Here is a 15,858-nt window from a genome sequence, read left to right on the forward strand (position 1 = left end):
AGCTAGATAGAATTATTAAATAAATTCCTAATACTTTCGATGAGTTCTTGCATATCTGTTCCGAGAGTCGGTGTAACGAAGATCGTATCATCACCGGCAATCGTCCCCAAAATGCCTTCTGCTTTACCAATGGAATCTAATAAACGAGCAATAAGCTGTGCCGCACCTGGCGTTGTTTTAATGACGATGACAAATGCATTGTAATCAATATCGACCACAAGATTTTTTAAGGGACTTTTGGTATTTGGCACACTTAATTCATTAGGTAAACAATACACCATTTCCATGCGTGTATTTCGAGTGCGTATGGCACCAAACTTGGTTAGCATACGCGACACTTTGGATTGGTTAATATTATGAAAGCCTAATTCTTGTAACGCATGCACAATTTCACTTTGTGAACCAAATCGTTCTTGTGCAAGTAATTCTTTAAAAGCGTTGGCGAGATTATCTGGTTTTTCTTGCTGCATAACATCCTTCTTCTGTTGCTTAACTGTCTAGATCTTGCATAAATTTGCATAAATATGCAAATGAATTCTGTATGATTCCATATTTTTTAAGCAAAGTGCGGGTTGTTTTTATGAAAGTTTGAGTTAGATCGCACAATTGAATTTATCTGTTTGAATTTATGTAATAATCCTTTTAAAATCTTAGCAATTATTTATAACCTATTAGGAGTAGCAAATGAAAGTTGCAGTTCTAGGTGCCGCAGGCGGTATTGGTCAAGCATTAGCATTATTATTGAAATTACAATTACCAGCAGGTTCTGAATTATCATTATATGATATTGCCCCAGTAACACCCGGTGTGGCAGCGGATGTCAGCCATATTCCGACCTCAGTGAAGGTGAAAGGGGTCTCTGGTGAAGATCCGACATCCGCATTGGAAGGTGCAAATGTTGTGCTAATTTCTGCGGGGGTGGCTCGTAAACCAGGCATGGATCGCTCAGACTTATTTAATATTAATGCAGGCATTGTGCGTAATTTAATGGAAAAAGTGGCGCAGGTTTGTCCAAAAGCTTGCGTTGGTATCATTACCAATCCAGTGAATACGACCGTTGCCATTGCTGCTGAAGTATTGAAAAAAGCAGGGGTGTATGACAAACGTAAACTCTTTGGTGTTACTACATTAGATATTCTTCGTTCAGAAACCTTTGTTTCTGAATTAAAAGGGTTAGATCCAACACGGACTTTGGTGCCAGTTGTGGGTGGGCATTCAGGCGTGACCATTTTGCCATTATTATCTCAAGTGCAATATGTTGAATGGAAAGAGGAAGAAATCGCACCATTAACAAAACGTATTCAAAATGCAGGCACTGAAGTGGTTGAAGCCAAAGCTGGTGGCGGATCGGCCACTTTATCTATGGCACAAGCGGCGGCACGTTTTGCCCTTTCTTTAGTGAAAGGCTTAAAAGGCGAGAATGTAGTTGAATGTACCTATGTGGAAGGTGATGGAAAATATGCTCGTTTCTTTTCCCAACCGGTGCGTTTAGGTAAAGAAGGGGTTGAGGAACTTCTGCCATTAGGTCCATTAAGTGCATTTGAGCAACAGGCTTTAGAATCCATGTTAGACACCTTACGAGCAGATATTGAATTAGGTGTAAAATTTGTTAATCCATAATTGAGTTATCCTATTTTTAAAAAGCATTTAGCAATTTGTTAAATGCTTTTTTTATTAAATTGATTGAAAAATAAAGAAATATATGAAAAAGCGTGAGTCAGCTCACATTATTAAAAATAACCATTTGCAAGATAAGGATTATTTAATTATCCTTACAGCAACTAAGAACAAGTGCTATTAGAAAATAGCCGACATATTTTGCTTTCCGAGTAGTGCCTCTGCGAGGCACTTTTTTTTTGTCCCTTCAAATGCAATCTTACAGATTACAATCTCTTCTTTGATACATTCCAATCAAATCACATTGATTAAAGTGCGGTGGTTTTTAAAAAAGTTTTAAAACAAGATTAAATAGGCGTATTTCTTTTTGGCTGTTGTCTTAAGGGAGTGCGTGATCATGCGAATGGAAAAATGGCGTAATAAAAAGGTCAGCATGAAATATGCTGACCTTTGTGATAAATGGATAGACTTCACGCCAATAATACTTACATTTTTTCAACCGTTTTAATCCCTAATAAGGTTAAGCCTTGTTTTAGGGTTTTTTCAGTTAATAACGCTAATTTCAAACGACTTAATTTAACGTTGTCGTCTTCATGGTTCAGGATCGGGCAATGCTCATAGAATGAAGAGAAAATCCCTGCTAATTCGTAAAGGTAGGTACATAAAATATGTGGGCTACCGTCTTTGGCGACAACTTGCACTGCTTCTTCAAACTGTAATAATTTGATGGCTAATGCACGCTCTTTTTCATCATTGAATGTTAAGTCAGCTTGTTGCAACTGTGCTTCTGAAATATCCGTGCGGTTGAAAATCGAACGGATTCGCGTGTAAGCATATTGCATATAAGGTGCGGTGTTGCCTTCAAAACTGAGCATATTATCCCAATCAAAAACGTAGTCTGTGGTTCTGTTTTTGGATAAATCTGCGTATTTGACAGAACCAATCGCCACTGCTTCAATTACAGCCGTTTTTTCTGCATCTGAAAGTGCGGTGCTTTTTTCGTTAATTAATTGAGTGGCACGTTCCACTGCTTCATCCAGTAAATCAGCCAGTTTGACTGTGCCCCCTGTGCGAGTTTTAAACGGTTTACCATCTTTTCCTAGCATCATACCGAAGTTTTTATGCTCTAATTGGAAACTATCAGGCACATAACCTGCTTTACGGGTGATAAGCCAAGCTTGTTGCATATGTTGGCTTTGGCGAGTGTCTGAAAACACTAAAGCACGATCTGCATGCAAGGTTTCGTAACGGTATTTGGCTGCGGCAATATCGGTGGTGGTGTACAGGAAACCGCCATCTTTCTTCTGGACAATCACGCCCATGGCTTCCCCTTCTTTGTTTTTGAATTCATCAAGATAAACCACCAACGCCCCTTCATCTTCCACGGCTAAGCCTTGTTTTTTCAAGTCTTCCACAATGCTAGGCAACATCGGATTATAGAGGCTTTCGCCCATCACATCTTTTTCCGTTAAGGTCACATTGAGTCGATGATAATTTTGCTGGTTTTGTTGCATGGTGATATCAACGAGTTTTTTCCACATAGCACGGCAATATTCATCACCACTTTGTAATTTCACCACGTAATGACGGGCTTTTTCGGCAAATTCAGCATCCGTATCATAATGTTCTTTTGCCGCACGATAGAAGGCTTCTAAGTCGCTGAGCTCCATTTCGGAGGCATTTTCATTTTCCATTTTTTCTAAATAGGCAATGAGCATCCCAAATTGTGTTCCCCAATCGCCGACATGGTTTGCACGAATAACATGATGACCTAAAAATTCTAAGGTGCGTACAACCGCATCACCGATAATGGTTGAGCGTAAATGGCCAACATGCATTTCTTTGGCAACATTGGGCGAAGAATAATCAGCCACGACGGTTTGAGCAGCCGTTGTATTGACGCCAAGTTTTTCATCATTTAATGCATTATTAACCTGTTCCGCTAACCATTTTTTATCCAAGAAGATATTAATAAAGCCAGGACCTGCAATTTCTACTTTTTCAGCGATACCAGTAAGATCTAATTGTTCGATAACTTTGGCAGCAAATTCACGAGGATTGCAACCTGCTTTTTTGGCGGCAGCCATGATGCCATTGGCTTGATAATCGCCAAATTGCACTTTGCCAGATTGACGAACAAGTGCATCAGCCTGCGTATCAGCACCTGCGGCAACCATCGCTTGTTGAATTTTGTGAGATAGAATAGATTGAATATTCACTGTTATAATACCTAAATGACAATTAATAAAATAATCGGTTATGATACCGCTCTTTCCCTATTCAGAAAAGTCAAAGCGAGAAAAAATGATCACTTTTAATCAAACTCACGAATTATTTGAAAAACAGACCGCACTTTTAGCCCACTTTCAGGATTTTGAACAGAAAATAAAACAATTATCAGAAGCTATGCATTTAAGGTTGGACAGTTATGAAATTGATCATTTGGCGTTGAGAGTGAATAGCGTGGAAAATGCAAAATATTGGCTGACACTGTTATTAAAGTACGGTACAATTTTGAGCGATAATGTCGTCAATGGACGGGTAATTTATTTAATCAAATTACATCAACCGCTTTATTTTGTTGGTCAATTTGTCGAGATTATCGAACTACCATTTCCTAAAAATAATCAATATTATCCCCTCGAAAGTTGGGAGCATATTGAAGTTGTCATTCCGTTTTTATCCAATGAAAGTGTTGAAAATTGGGTAGAGCGGGTGAATCAATTATTTTTATGGAACCAAAGAGAGAATTTAAAAGTCAAAGTGAGTGAGCCGAAAGTGGACGGTGAGCAATTGCCAAACCCTTCAATTGCAGTGAGCTTTGTGGATAAAACACAAAATCACACTTGCATTAAGGTTCATCCATATCACATAAAAACAATCATTGAGGTTTAGCAAAAATGAAAAAAGCAACAACGTTAGTATTAGCAGCCGTCTTAAGCTTAGGATTAGTCGCTTGCTCAAAAAATCAAAATGATCATGATCAAGGTAACGGATATCGTGGTGAAATTTTATTTAGTTCATATGAAGGTGAAAAACTCAATTTAACCATCCGTAAAAATGATTGTGAACGTCCAGACGGTCCAATTGAAAACATTCAAGTGTTACATCAATATGATTCTACATTAGTTGTTGGTGCATGTGTTCGTGTCACCGACAATGGCGATGGGTTAAAAAATATCTCCACTTTTAGCCCGAGATCACCTTTATAATTGACGATATTAGGTAATTGAGTATGAAAAAAATCACTCTCGCATTAACCATGTTAGTGGGCTTTGGGCTTGTTGGTTGTGCAAATACAGATATTTACAGTGGTAATGTGTACGAAGGGACACAAGCGAAAGAAGCACGTTCAATTAGCTATGGTACCATTGTGTCTAGTCGTCCAGTCAAAATTCAAGCGAATAATCAAGGGGTTATTGGCACTGTTGGAGGCGGCGTATTAGGTGGTATTGCAGGATCGGGCATCGGTGGTGGTCGAGGTCAAGCAATTGCCACAACAGTCGGTGCGATTGCGGGTGCGGTGATTGGTAGCAAAGTCGAAGAAAAAGTTTCCCAAGTGGACTCTTTGGAATTAGTTATCAAGAAAGATAACGGACAAGAAATTGTGGTTGTACAGAAGTATGATCCAAGTTTAGTCCCAGGTGCTCGAGTACGTATTGTGGGTGGTTCAACCTTAAACGTCTCTGTTATTCGATAATTTTATTTCATCTTGCGAGAAAAGGCTTTTGGTTATTCGAAAGCCTTTTTATCTGTATCTATTTTCATCTCATCATAAGATTCCTTGTCGTTTTTTCTCGAATACATGGTAGAATTGCACGATTTTTTATTTCATTTTCATTAATTTGTTTAAGGTTAATCAATGAAACCCTCAATTATTAGTAAATTAGACAGTTTAAAAGAGCGTCATGAAGAATTAGAAGCCTTATTGGGCGATGCTTCAGTGATTAGTGATCAGGAAAAATTTAGAGCCTACTCAAAAGAATATGCACAATTAGAAGATGTGGTGAAATGCTTTGCACGTTGGAATCAATTAAATAGCAATATGGAAGAAGCACAATTGCTACTTGATGATCCTAGCATGAAAGAGATGGCTCAAGAAGAAATTGAAGCATGTAAAGCAGAAATCGAACAAGTTGAACAACAATTACAAATTTTATTGTTACCTAAAGATCCGAATGATGAATACAATTGCTATTTAGAAATCCGTGCGGGAACAGGTGGTGATGAGGCAGGGATTTTTGCGGGTGATTTATTCCGTATGTATAGCCGTTATGCAGAAGGCAAACGTTGGAGAACAGAAGTATTAAGTGCTAATGAAAGCGAGCAAGGCGGATACAAAGAAATCATCGTGAAAGTGAGTGGCGAAGGCGTGTATGGTCAGCTGAAATTTGAATCGGGTGGTCATCGTGTACAACGTGTTCCGAAAACAGAATCTCAAGGTCGCATTCATACTTCTGCTTGTACCGTGGCGGTGATGCCAGAATTGCCAGAATCGGAATTACCTGAAATTAACCCATCTGATTTACGTATTGATACTTATCGTTCATCTGGGGCGGGTGGTCAGCACGTTAACACCACCGATTCAGCCGTGCGTATTACGCATATTCCAACGGGGATCGTGGTGGAGTGTCAAGATGAGCGTTCGCAACATAAAAATAAAGCGAAAGCCTTATCTGTCTTGGCTTCACGTATTGTTCAGGCGGAAAAAGAACGTCAAGAACAAGCTCAAGCCGATACTCGCCGTAACCTATTAGGTTCGGGTGATCGTTCAGATAAAATTCGTACTTATAACTACCCACAAGGTCGGGTAACCGATCATCGTATTAATTTAACGGTATATCGTTTAGATGAAGTGATGAATGGGAAAATCGACGAACTCATTCAGCCTATTATCACAGAATACCAAGCGGATCAGCTTGCAGCGTTGTCCGAACAAGCATAATAGATAATAGCAAGAAAGGCAGAATATGTTTCAGGTATTTTGCCTTTTGTGTCTTTATTTATCTTGTCTCTTTTCCCATTTCTATGATTGATTCGTTGTATAATGGTGCGAGTACGAGAAGAACGCCATTCCCTTGCAGATTTGACCAAGAGAAAAAATATGGATTATAAACAATGGCTTACAATTGCGGAAACTCAGTTACAGGAAACAGTCACTGAAAATCCTTCAATGAATGGACGACAGGAAGCCATTCTTTTATTGCAAATTGTGACGAAACGTTCAAAAGCGAGCATTTTAGCATTTTCAGAAACGCTGCTTACCGCAACCGAATTAGCACAGCTTAGTGCAGTGTTAGCACGCCGAGTAAAAGGGGAACCGATAGCCTATATTGTCGGAGAAAAAGAATTTTGGTCATTGCCATTAAAAGTATCAACGGAAACCTTAATTCCTCGTCCTGATACCGAGATTCTTGTTGAGCAGGCGTTAGACATGGCAAAACAGCGTTTAAATTCACCGCACTTTTCGGGGGAATTGGCGATGTTAGATTTAGGCACTGGAACGGGGGCAATTGCATTGGCATTAGCCTCAGAATTACAACCGATTGCCCAAAAGTGTGGGGTAAGGTTAAGGATTGTGGGCGTGGATCGCATTGCGGAAGCTGTAGCATTGGCACAAGAAAATGCCACAGCCAATCAGTTAAGTGCAACATTTTTACAAAGTACATGGTTTGATGAACTCTCTCCTGATCATCCGTTTGATCTTATTGTCAGCAATCCACCTTATATTGACGAGAAAGATCCGCATTTAGCACTGGGTGATGTCCGTTTTGAGCCTCTTTCCGCCCTTGTTGCGGCAGAGCAGGGCTATGCGGATCTTCGCCATATTATTGAACAAGCCCCTTTGTTTTTAAAACCGAAGGGGGCATTATTATTAGAACATGGTTGGCAACAAGGGGAAAAAGTGCGGTCAATTTTTGCAGAAAATGGTTGGCAACAAATTCAAACTTTACAAGATTATGGACATAATGAGCGAGTGACCTCAGCTTGTATCGAGGGATAAACGATGAAATATATTCGAAAAGCCTTATATGATGAAATGTGTTCCTTTCATCATTTAATATCATCACAAGAAGGTAAAAATGTACGTATTCGTACAGTCATGGGACATTTAGTCCGTAAAGCACGCAAAGCCATTCCAAAGGACATGGATACAAAAGAAAAAATCCATTTATTGTTACAATTATTTTATGGCGAATGGGGCTTTTATTGCGATTCGGAGCAGTATTATTTAGCAGATAATTTAGATATTGCTTATGTGTTAGAGACAGGAAGTGGTATGCCTGTAAGTTTAGGAGCCATTCTGCTTTATTTAGCGGAACGCTTGGATTTGCCTTTATATCCTGTTAATTTCCCGACACAATTGGTATTACGTGCCGATGTTGAAGGCGAAGTGGCATTTATCGATCCTTGGGATGGCAAATACATTCCACAACGTTTATTACATCAATGGTATGAAGGGGCAATGGGATTTGGTGTTCCCTTAATGGCGGATACCTTAGCGGTTGCAGATTGCCATGATTTATTGGGGCGTTTTCGCCAACTTGCCAAAAATGCCTTGATTCGAGAAGAAAGAAATGGTGAAGCATTACGCTACATCGATTATTTAATGGTTTTTTATCCGAAAGATCCTTATGAAATTCGAGATCGTGGCTTAGTGTTAGCACAAATGGGGTGCTATCATGTTGCCAAAGAGGATTTTGAATATTTTATTGATCAATGCCCACAAGATCCGACAGCCGTGTTATTAAAAACACGGGTAGAAGAGTTTGACCAAGACAGCTATTTATTTCATTAAGAGGAAAAAAGCATGAAAAACAAGGTTATTTGCTTAGATAAGATTGAAATTGCCAACGATAAACCCTTTGTGTTATTTGGCGGCATGAACGTACTCGAAAGCCGTGATATGGCAATGCAAGTTTGTGAAGCCTATGTCAAGGTGACGGAAAAACTTGGTGTACCTTATGTATTTAAAGCCTCTTTTGATAAGGCAAACCGCTCATCTATTCATTCCTACCGTGGACCGGGCATGGAACAAGGGCTGAAAATTTTCCAAGAATTAAAATCTACATTCGGTGTAAAAGTGATTACTGACGTACATGAAGTGCATCAATGTGAACCAGTGGCAGAAGTGGTCGATATTATTCAATTACCCGCATTTTTAGCCAGACAAACCGATCTCGTGGCAGCGATGGCAAAAACAGGGGCGGTGATTAACGTGAAAAAACCCCAATTTTTAAGCCCTGGTCAAATGGGCAACATCGTGGAAAAAATTGCAGAATGTGGCAATCATAACGTGATTTTATGTGATCGTGGTACTAACTTTGGTTATGACAACCTTGTCGTGGATATGCTTGGTTTCAGCATTATGAAAAAAGTGTCTCAAGGTTGCCCAGTGATTTTTGATGTGACTCATGCCTTACAATGCCGTGATCCTTTCGGGGCGGCTTCAGGTGGACGTCGTGAACAAGTGACTGAACTTGCTCGAGCAGGTCTGGCTGTGGGATTGGCAGGGTTATTCCTTGAAGCCCATCCGAATCCTAACCAAGCAAAATGTGATGGACCTTCTGCACTGCCACTCTCTGCATTAGAAGGATTTGTTAGCCAAATGAAAGCACTGGACGATTTAATCAAAAGCTTCCCCGTGCTCGATACGTCAAACTAATCAGTTTTCACTGAAAAAATTCCCCATCAGGTATGGGGAATGTTGTGGTACAAGGTTATGACAAAAGGCGAGTGTTTATCCAAAACACCGCCTTTTTGTTTTTCAGTCTAAGGGAAAACCTCCCTTCATGTGGGCTCACCTGTTTAATTTGCCGATCGCTCATCGGCTTATTTCCACCAAAAACTTTTTTAAAAAACTTTTTTAAAATCCCCCGCACTTTTATTCATGCTGTGCGAGGGAAGTAGGGCATTTTGAGGTGAGTTAGCACGAAATAGGCGATTAATCAGGCAAGTAAAGGCGGTTGATCTCTTCTTGGCTTAATAAGGTTTCATATTGTTTAAATTGTTTACCTAAATAATAAGAACCAAAATGAGTGAAGTGGTCTTGGTCTGCATAAATAGGTTGACCGTTCACCGTAAAGCGATCATTAGGCAAATATTGGGTAGCATTGACCCATGTCACATTTGGGATATCTGCCACAAGCCCTTTAATTTGTTCATTACTGGCACGAATATCGCCCATTTCTTGAATTGGTGATAAGTAGTTATCAATACCAAATCGAGCTAAACGAAATTCCCTGAGTGGTGAACGTGTTAGCGACATATTATTCGCAAACACATAAACTTTTTTGGTTTTGGCTAGATGCTTAACCGTTGCACGAAATTCGTCATCAAAGTTTGCTAACACGAAACTTTCTGGCAAGAAACGCGGAACAGGTTTATTGCCTCGTTTGATGTCATAAAACAACGAAATAAAGATGACAGGGTATTGCTCTACTTTTTGCCAATATTGCATACATTCAGCATTTTCTTCTTTGAGTTTACCTGTGCTGTCCACAAATAAAATACAATCCCCCACATTAAGAATATCGCTTTTCCACCCTTCTTGATTGCCTACATAATTGAGGAAGTGGTAGAGGTGGTCCGCATGGGAATCGCCAATCGTGAGAATTTTGGCTTCATGCGGGTTTTCAAGATTTTCTTGCACTTGTGCCGTGGAGGTTTCCCAATGCTCTTTGGCTTTTTTAATGGAAGAACGCATTGCTAAATTGTAACCAATCACTGCTAACGAGGGTAATAAATAGAGGAAAAGAAAAGCCTGTTTAAAGTGCATTTTTGATTTACGAATAGGCTGTTCAAGCAAGTAGTAAGTCAAAATTGAGGAAGTAAAGGAAAGCAACACAATGATTAAAATAATGTTATTGCTTAGGGTTTTTTCACCAGTAATGTAATACGCAAAGGCAATATAAACCCAATGGAATAAATACAATGAGTAGGAAATTTTACCAATAAACACAACAGGCTTTAATGAAAAGAGACGCTTGGTGAGGCTGTCTGTTTGCAAAAAATAAATCAGGCTTGCCGTGAGCAAGCAAGGAATGAATAAAATGACCCCAGGTAAGTGAGGCATATCTTTATGGTAAAACACTAAGCAAAACAAGATCCCCGTCACAGACAATAAGCTCAGTAAGGCATTTTTAGTACTTGTCTTTGCAGAATTGGTGGGAAGAATGGCTAAAAAGGAGCCGATCAGCAATTCAGGAAATCGAATAGTGGAAATATAGTAGGTGTTATACAAAAAAAGGCGAGCATAGGCTTCATCTGGAATTAAAGAAGACAAGGTAAATATAATAAACAAGCCGATGATGATATATCGGAAAGTGTGTTTATTTTGCCATTTTTTATAAGCCAATGTCAGAAAAAGGGGGAAAAGCAAATAATATTGTTCTTCAACCGCTAATGACCAAATATGTAAAATTGGATTTTCGTTCGCACTGAGGTCGAAATAACCTTGTCGATAAGACAAATAGAAATTCGAGAAAAAGACAGTGGCTAATTCAATGGTTTTACGCAATTGTTCGGCTTCATGGCGTAAAAAAATGAGAGATGCCACAATCGAAACCAATGCCATCACTAAAATAAAGACGGGATAGATACGCTTAATTCTACGTGTGTAGAATTCTTTGTAAGAAAAACGGCCGTCTAAAATTTCGTTGGTGATGATTTTCGTAATTAAAAAACCTGAAATCACAAAGAAAATATCAACGCCGAGAAACCCACCTGGTAGCCAGTTTGAATTTAAGTGAAAAATGAGAACAGAAAGTACAGCAAGGGCCCGGAGTCCATCGACTTCAGGTCGGTAAGCAAGATGACGCATGAAAAATTTTATTTCCTTTTAAAATATGAAGAAAAATGACCATCGTGGTATCAATAAAATAAAAAGGGGCTTTTATGAAGAAAAAAGCGGGCGACATAATAGCACATTTTTTTCTTTGGTTAATGATTGTGCATTCATAAAAGTGAAAATTTATATTTGCCATTAAATGAGAAATTGCACAAAATAGAAATTCTTTGCCTATTTGCTATAAAAGGAGTGATTTATGTTAAAAATTGTTTTTCTTGATAGTACCGCCATTCCAAAACATATTCCGATTCCTCGTCCAAAGGTTGAGCATGAGTGGATTGAATATGAACAGACTTCCGCAGAAGACGTGATTGAGCGTATGAAAGAGGCAGATATTGCCGTGACGAGTAAAGTGGTCTTTAGTCGTGAAGTAATGCAACAATTACCCCGTTTAAAACTGATTGCGATTACCGCCACAGGGACAAATAATGTGGATTTGATTGCGGCAAAAGAATTAGGCATTTGTGTAAAAAATGTGTCTGGTTATTCTGAAACAACGGTGCCAGAACACGTTTTAGGACTGATTTTTGCCTTGAAGCACAGCATAATGAGTTGGTATCGAGATCAGCTTTCTGCCAAATGGGCGGATTGCAAACAATTTTGTTATTTTGATTATCCTATCACCGATGTTAGAGGATCTACATTAGGCGTGATTGGTAAAGGGTGTTTAGGTCGTGAAATTGGTCGTTTAGCCACCGCACTTGGTATGAAGGTGATTTATGCTGAACATAAAGGTGCCACCCACTGCCGTGAAGGTTATATGCCTTTTGAAGAAGTATTAAAACAAGCGGATATCCTCACCTTGCATTGTCCATTGACGGAGAATACACAAAATTTAATGAATAAAGAGACATTCTGTTTAATGAAAAAAGGGGCGTATTTCATTAATACGGGGCGTGGACCACTAGTGGATGATCAAGCCTTAGTTGATGCTTTAGAAAGTGGGCATTTGGCGGGGGCGGCAGTCGATGTGCTGAGTAAAGAGCCACCTGAAAAAGATAATCCGATTATTCAGGCAGCTACGCGTTTACCAAATTTAATTGTGACCCCACATGTTGCTTGGGCATCAGACAGTGCGGTAACTACGTTAGTCAATAAAGTGACACAAAATATTGAAGATTTTGTGCATAATGAGTTAACCGCATAATAAATCAAAATATCGTGATGTTGTTGTAAGGGCTTTATGCAATAATAACACGATATTTTTTATCACTAATTTTTAGGTCATCATGAGATTTTCAGTTCCTTTTTTTATTGCGTTACGTTATTGGCGAGCGAAAAGTGCGGATCGTTTTGGGCGATTAGTTACCACGCTTGCGAGTATTGGGATTACCTTAGGGGTGATGGCACTGATTATTGTGCTTTCGGTCATGAATGGGTTGGAACAACACCATAAGAGGCTGGTGTTATCTCATCTTCCCCATGCGATTGTGATGCCCAATAGTGGCTATATGAGGTTAGCCGAAGGGCCGATTTCACTTCCGCCTTTTGTGCAAAAAGCGGTGCCGATTAATCAAAGCAATGTGATTTTACAAACCCATTCGGGTGTTAGCGCAGGACGTATGATTGGTATTCAGCACTTCAGTGATGATGCTTTGCTATCCGATGTGTTTAGTGGATCTTTTGAATCAGCATTGTCGCCCGGTCAGTTTAATTTAATTATTGGTAGCCAATTGGCTCAAAAATTAAAGTTAAATATTGGCGATAAAGTGCGAGTGATGATTACCGACAATAGCCAATACACTCCCTTTGGTCGTGTCCCCGTACAGCGTCTTTTTACCATTTCGGATATGTATTATTCCAATAGTGAAGCATCGGGCTATGAAGTCTTTGCTAATTTGTCGGATATTGGGCGTTTGATGCGAATTACGCCCGATCAAGTGCAGGGTTATCGTTTGTTTTTAGCCGATCCTTTTCAAATTACAGCCTTACCTGCATTTTATCCTAAGGAACAATGGCAAATTGTGGATTGGCGGAGTCAGAAAGGGGAATTTTTCCAAGCTGTCAGAATGGAAAAAAACATGATGGGGTTATTAATTAGCTTAATCATTGTGGTGGCGGTATGTAACATTATTACGTCTTTGAGTTTAATGGTGGTGGATAAACAAGGCGAGATCGCCATTTTACAAACGCAAGGCTTAAATAAGGCACAAGTCAGAGCGATTTTTATTTATCAAGGTTTGTTAGTGGGGTTAGTGGGAACCACCCTTGGTGCCCTATTGGGGATTATCGTTGCCTTGAATTTAGATCACATCATCAGCTTATTTGTTTCACAAGGTGTCTTTTTACCGACATCGGTGTCTTTCGTACAAAGTAGTATAATCATATGTTTTTCTTTATTACTTTCTTTTATTTCAACCATTTATCCCGCATATCGTGCCGCGAAAATAGAACCTGCGGAAGCATTGCGTTATGAATAACAGGGCAGAACAATCAATGAGTCAGCATTTATTACATTGTCAAAAAATCAATAAATTTTACCAAGAAGGAAGTCAGTATACCCATGTGTTGAAAGACGTGTCATTTTCAATGGATGCAGGGGAATTGGTTGCGATTGTGGGGAGTTCGGGATCAGGAAAAAGTACCTTATTACATACACTAGGAGGATTGGATCAACCTAATAGTGGCGAGGTATTTATTAATGGGCAATCCTTGCAACAGGCGAATGAAAATGCGTTAGCCAAACTGCGTAATCAATATTTGGGGTTTGTCTATCAATTTCATCATTTGATGGCTGATTTCACTGCACTGGAAAATGTGATGATGCCTATGTTGATCGGCAAACAAAATAAAAGTGAAGCACAAGCCAGAGCAGAGCAAATGCTAAAGTCTGTTGGATTATCACATCGTATTTCTCATCGCCCGTCTGCTTTGTCTGGTGGAGAGCGTCAGCGTGTGGCTATTGCTAGAGCTTTAGTGAATAAACCAGCATTAGTCTTAGCTGATGAGCCAACAGGAAATCTTGACCGAAAAACCACAGAAAGTATTTTTGAGTTAATTCAGCAACTCAATCACGAACAAAATATCGCTTTTTTACTTGTTACCCATGATTTAGGGTTGGCGGAGAAATTATCTCGTCGCTTAATTATGCAAGATGGCGTATTGCGTGAGGAGCTCTAAATGAACACCCCTTTTTTTATTAGTTGGCGTTATCAACGTAGTAAACAAAAAAATCGTTTAGTGTCTTTAATTTCTCGCTTTTCAAGTATAGGGATCGCTTTAGGTGTGGCGGTGTTAATTCTTGGCTTAAGTGCGATGAATGGGTTTGAACGCGAATTAAATCAGCGTATTTTAGCGGTGGTGCCACATGTGGACATCGGGGCTTATCCTGATAAGCAAGGCGATCGCACGATTCAATCACAATATCATCTCAAACGTGTGTTGTCTGAGCATCCCGAGATTAAAGGCATTTCACCTTATGTGGGGTTTACCGCTTTAGTGGAGAATGGGGCAAAATTAAAAGTCGTACAAGTGAAAGGGGTGGAAAAACAAGCCCAAGATCAAGTCAGTGCATTGGGAAACTTCGTGTTAGATAACGCATGGCAACGCTTTAATGCACAAAGTGGCTTAATTCTCGGTTATGGTATTGCAAGGGAATTAGATGTGAAAGCTGGGGATTGGGTCAGCTTACTGATCTCGCAAAACCAAGGGGAAAAACAGCTCTCGCAACCACAAAGACACCGTATTCAAGTTAGTGGTATTTTACGTTTAGAAGGGCAGTTAGATCACAGCTATGCATTATTGCCTATTGAGCAAGCCCAGCAACTACTCGGCTTAAAAACATCACAAATAACGGGGATTGAGCTCAGGGTAAAACACCCATTTCTTGTTCAAAGCCTGCAATACCCAATGTTGAAAAACTATCCACAAGCGTTATATGCACAGCATTGGATCAGCAAGTTCGGTTATATGTATCGAGATATCCAGTTAGTTCGCACGGTGATGTACATTGCCATGGTGTTAGTGATTGGAGTGGCGTGTTTTAATATTATTTCTACACTGATTATGGCGGTTAAAGATAAACAAGGCGACATTGCTATCATGCGAACCTTAGGGGCAAATAATCAATTTATTAAGCGAATTTTTATTTGGTATGGCTTGCAAGCCGGCATGAAAGGGTGTTTAATTGGAATCTTTCTCGGTATTATTTTGGCCTTGAATTTGACGCAAATTATTCAAGGTATAGAATGGCTGATAGGACGTAAATTATTATCAGATGGGATTTATTTTGTGGATTTTTTACCGAGTGAACTCCATTGGCAAGATGTTTTTTTTGTTTTTCTTTCAGCATTAATTTTAAGTTTAATGGCGAGTTTGTACCCTGCAAATCGAGCAGCAAAATTACAACCCGCACAAGTTTTGAGCAGTCATTAGAATAGTGCAAAAATTGC

15 protein-coding genes are annotated in these 15,858 nt (G+C 39.4%); 12 read left to right on the top strand and 3 right to left on the bottom strand.

Annotation, left to right across the window (positions count from 1 at the left end; genetic code table 11):
• Positions 1 to 2: 2 nt before the first annotated feature.
• A complete protein-coding gene (argR, locus tag ACPEEM_RS03015; RefSeq protein WP_424403770.1) occupies positions 3 to 470 on the bottom strand; it encodes a transcriptional regulator ArgR in 468 nt (155 codons plus the stop codon).
• 214 nt (positions 471 to 684) lie between these two features.
• Here argR and mdh point away from each other — a divergent pair, with 214 nt between their 5' ends.
• Positions 685 to 1,620: a malate dehydrogenase gene (gene mdh, locus ACPEEM_RS03020; RefSeq protein WP_424403769.1), complete on the top strand. Its 936-nt coding sequence runs from the start codon at positions 685 to 687 to the stop codon at positions 1,618 to 1,620.
• 482 nt (positions 1,621 to 2,102) lie between these two features.
• Here the strand turns inward: mdh and argS are convergent, their stop codons facing one another.
• Positions 2,103 to 3,836, bottom strand: a complete 1,734-nt coding sequence (gene argS / locus ACPEEM_RS03025; protein WP_424403767.1) for an arginine--tRNA ligase — start codon at positions 3,834 to 3,836, stop codon at positions 2,103 to 2,105.
• An 85-nt stretch (positions 3,837 to 3,921) separates the two neighbouring features.
• On the opposite strand from argS, the gene ACPEEM_RS03030 reads away from it, so the two are divergent.
• The 7 genes from ACPEEM_RS03030 (at position 3,922) to kdsA (ending at position 9,283) form a co-directional block, all read left to right on the top strand.
• Entirely contained in the window at positions 3,922 to 4,512 is a 591-nt protein-coding gene (locus ACPEEM_RS03030) for a VOC family protein (RefSeq protein ID WP_424407688.1), read from the top strand.
• 5 nt (positions 4,513 to 4,517) lie between these two features.
• Entirely contained in the window at positions 4,518 to 4,829 is a 312-nt protein-coding gene (locus ACPEEM_RS03035; RefSeq protein WP_424403763.1) for a hypothetical protein, read from the top strand.
• A gap of 23 nt (positions 4,830 to 4,852) precedes the next feature.
• On the top strand, positions 4,853 to 5,317 hold the full coding sequence (locus ACPEEM_RS03040) for a glycine zipper 2TM domain-containing protein (RefSeq protein WP_424403761.1): 465 nt from the start codon (positions 4,853 to 4,855) through the stop codon (positions 5,315 to 5,317).
• 162 nt (positions 5,318 to 5,479) lie between these two features.
• A complete protein-coding gene (gene prfA / locus ACPEEM_RS03045) occupies positions 5,480 to 6,562 on the top strand; it encodes a peptide chain release factor 1 (protein WP_424403759.1) in 1,083 nt (360 codons plus the stop codon).
• Positions 6,563 to 6,721: 159 nt separating this feature from the next.
• Entirely contained in the window at positions 6,722 to 7,621 is a 900-nt protein-coding gene (gene prmC, locus ACPEEM_RS03050; protein WP_424403757.1) for a peptide chain release factor N(5)-glutamine methyltransferase, read from the top strand.
• Positions 7,622 to 7,624: 3 nt separating this feature from the next.
• On the top strand, positions 7,625 to 8,416 hold the full coding sequence (locus ACPEEM_RS03055) for a SirB1 family protein (RefSeq protein WP_424403755.1): 792 nt from the start codon (positions 7,625 to 7,627) through the stop codon (positions 8,414 to 8,416).
• A gap of 12 nt (positions 8,417 to 8,428) precedes the next feature.
• Complete coding sequence (gene kdsA / locus ACPEEM_RS03060; RefSeq protein ID WP_424403753.1) at positions 8,429 to 9,283, top strand: 3-deoxy-8-phosphooctulonate synthase; 855 nt, start codon at positions 8,429 to 8,431, stop codon at positions 9,281 to 9,283.
• A 279-nt stretch (positions 9,284 to 9,562) separates the two neighbouring features.
• Here the strand turns inward: kdsA and ACPEEM_RS03065 are convergent, their stop codons facing one another.
• The gene (locus ACPEEM_RS03065) at positions 9,563 to 11,440 is read right to left on the bottom strand and encodes an acyltransferase family protein (protein WP_424403751.1); all 1,878 of its coding nucleotides are present in this window, start codon (positions 11,438 to 11,440) and stop codon (positions 9,563 to 9,565) included.
• A gap of 223 nt (positions 11,441 to 11,663) precedes the next feature.
• Between ACPEEM_RS03065 and ACPEEM_RS03070 the strand changes: the two genes are divergently transcribed.
• From ACPEEM_RS03070 to lolE, 4 genes are all read left to right on the top strand, one after another.
• Positions 11,664 to 12,614: a 2-hydroxyacid dehydrogenase gene (locus ACPEEM_RS03070; protein WP_424407690.1), complete on the top strand. Its 951-nt coding sequence runs from the start codon at positions 11,664 to 11,666 to the stop codon at positions 12,612 to 12,614.
• 82 nt (positions 12,615 to 12,696) lie between these two features.
• Positions 12,697 to 13,887: a lipoprotein-releasing ABC transporter permease subunit gene (locus ACPEEM_RS03075; RefSeq protein ID WP_424403747.1), complete on the top strand. Its 1,191-nt coding sequence runs from the start codon at positions 12,697 to 12,699 to the stop codon at positions 13,885 to 13,887.
• A gap of 16 nt (positions 13,888 to 13,903) precedes the next feature.
• Positions 13,904 to 14,587 carry a lipoprotein-releasing ABC transporter ATP-binding protein LolD gene (lolD, locus tag ACPEEM_RS03080; RefSeq protein ID WP_424404025.1) on the top strand — a complete coding sequence of 228 codons (684 nt, stop codon included), beginning with the start codon at positions 13,904 to 13,906 and terminating at the stop codon, positions 14,585 to 14,587.
• Positions 14,588 to 15,841 (top strand): lipoprotein-releasing ABC transporter permease subunit LolE, encoded by a 1,254-nt coding sequence (gene lolE, locus ACPEEM_RS03085; RefSeq protein WP_424407692.1) that lies wholly within the window; start codon positions 14,588 to 14,590, stop codon positions 15,839 to 15,841.
• Positions 15,842 to 15,858 lie beyond the last annotated feature (17 nt).

Source organism: Pasteurella pantherarum (assembly GCF_049670885.1).
Lineage (GTDB): Bacteria > Pseudomonadota > Gammaproteobacteria > Enterobacterales > Pasteurellaceae > Pasteurella.

Bases quoted from the DNA above. Each gene is read 5' to 3' on its own strand.
- lolE (WP_424407692.1), top strand. From the start codon at position 14,588: ATGAACACCCCTTTTTTTATTAGTTGGCGTTATCAACGTAGTAAACAA.
- ACPEEM_RS03030 (WP_424407688.1), top strand. From the start codon at position 3,922: ATGATCACTTTTAATCAAACTCACGAATTATTTGAAAAACAGACCGCA.
- mdh (WP_424403769.1), top strand. From the start codon at position 685: ATGAAAGTTGCAGTTCTAGGTGCCGCAGGCGGTATTGGTCAAGCATTA.
- lolD (WP_424404025.1), top strand. From the start codon at position 13,904: ATGAGTCAGCATTTATTACATTGTCAAAAAATCAATAAATTTTACCAA.
- argR (WP_424403770.1), bottom strand. From the start codon at position 470: ATGCAGCAAGAAAAACCAGATAATCTCGCCAACGCTTTTAAAGAATTA.
- ACPEEM_RS03070 (WP_424407690.1), top strand. From the start codon at position 11,664: ATGTTAAAAATTGTTTTTCTTGATAGTACCGCCATTCCAAAACATATT.
- ACPEEM_RS03035 (WP_424403763.1), top strand. From the start codon at position 4,518: ATGAAAAAAGCAACAACGTTAGTATTAGCAGCCGTCTTAAGCTTAGGA.
- ACPEEM_RS03075 (WP_424403747.1), top strand. From the start codon at position 12,697: ATGAGATTTTCAGTTCCTTTTTTTATTGCGTTACGTTATTGGCGAGCG.
- ACPEEM_RS03040 (WP_424403761.1), top strand. From the start codon at position 4,853: ATGAAAAAAATCACTCTCGCATTAACCATGTTAGTGGGCTTTGGGCTT.
- prfA (WP_424403759.1), top strand. From the start codon at position 5,480: ATGAAACCCTCAATTATTAGTAAATTAGACAGTTTAAAAGAGCGTCAT.
- ACPEEM_RS03065 (WP_424403751.1), bottom strand. From the start codon at position 11,440: ATGCGTCATCTTGCTTACCGACCTGAAGTCGATGGACTCCGGGCCCTT.
- ACPEEM_RS03055 (WP_424403755.1), top strand. From the start codon at position 7,625: ATGAAATATATTCGAAAAGCCTTATATGATGAAATGTGTTCCTTTCAT.
- kdsA (WP_424403753.1), top strand. From the start codon at position 8,429: ATGAAAAACAAGGTTATTTGCTTAGATAAGATTGAAATTGCCAACGAT.
- prmC (WP_424403757.1), top strand. From the start codon at position 6,722: ATGGATTATAAACAATGGCTTACAATTGCGGAAACTCAGTTACAGGAA.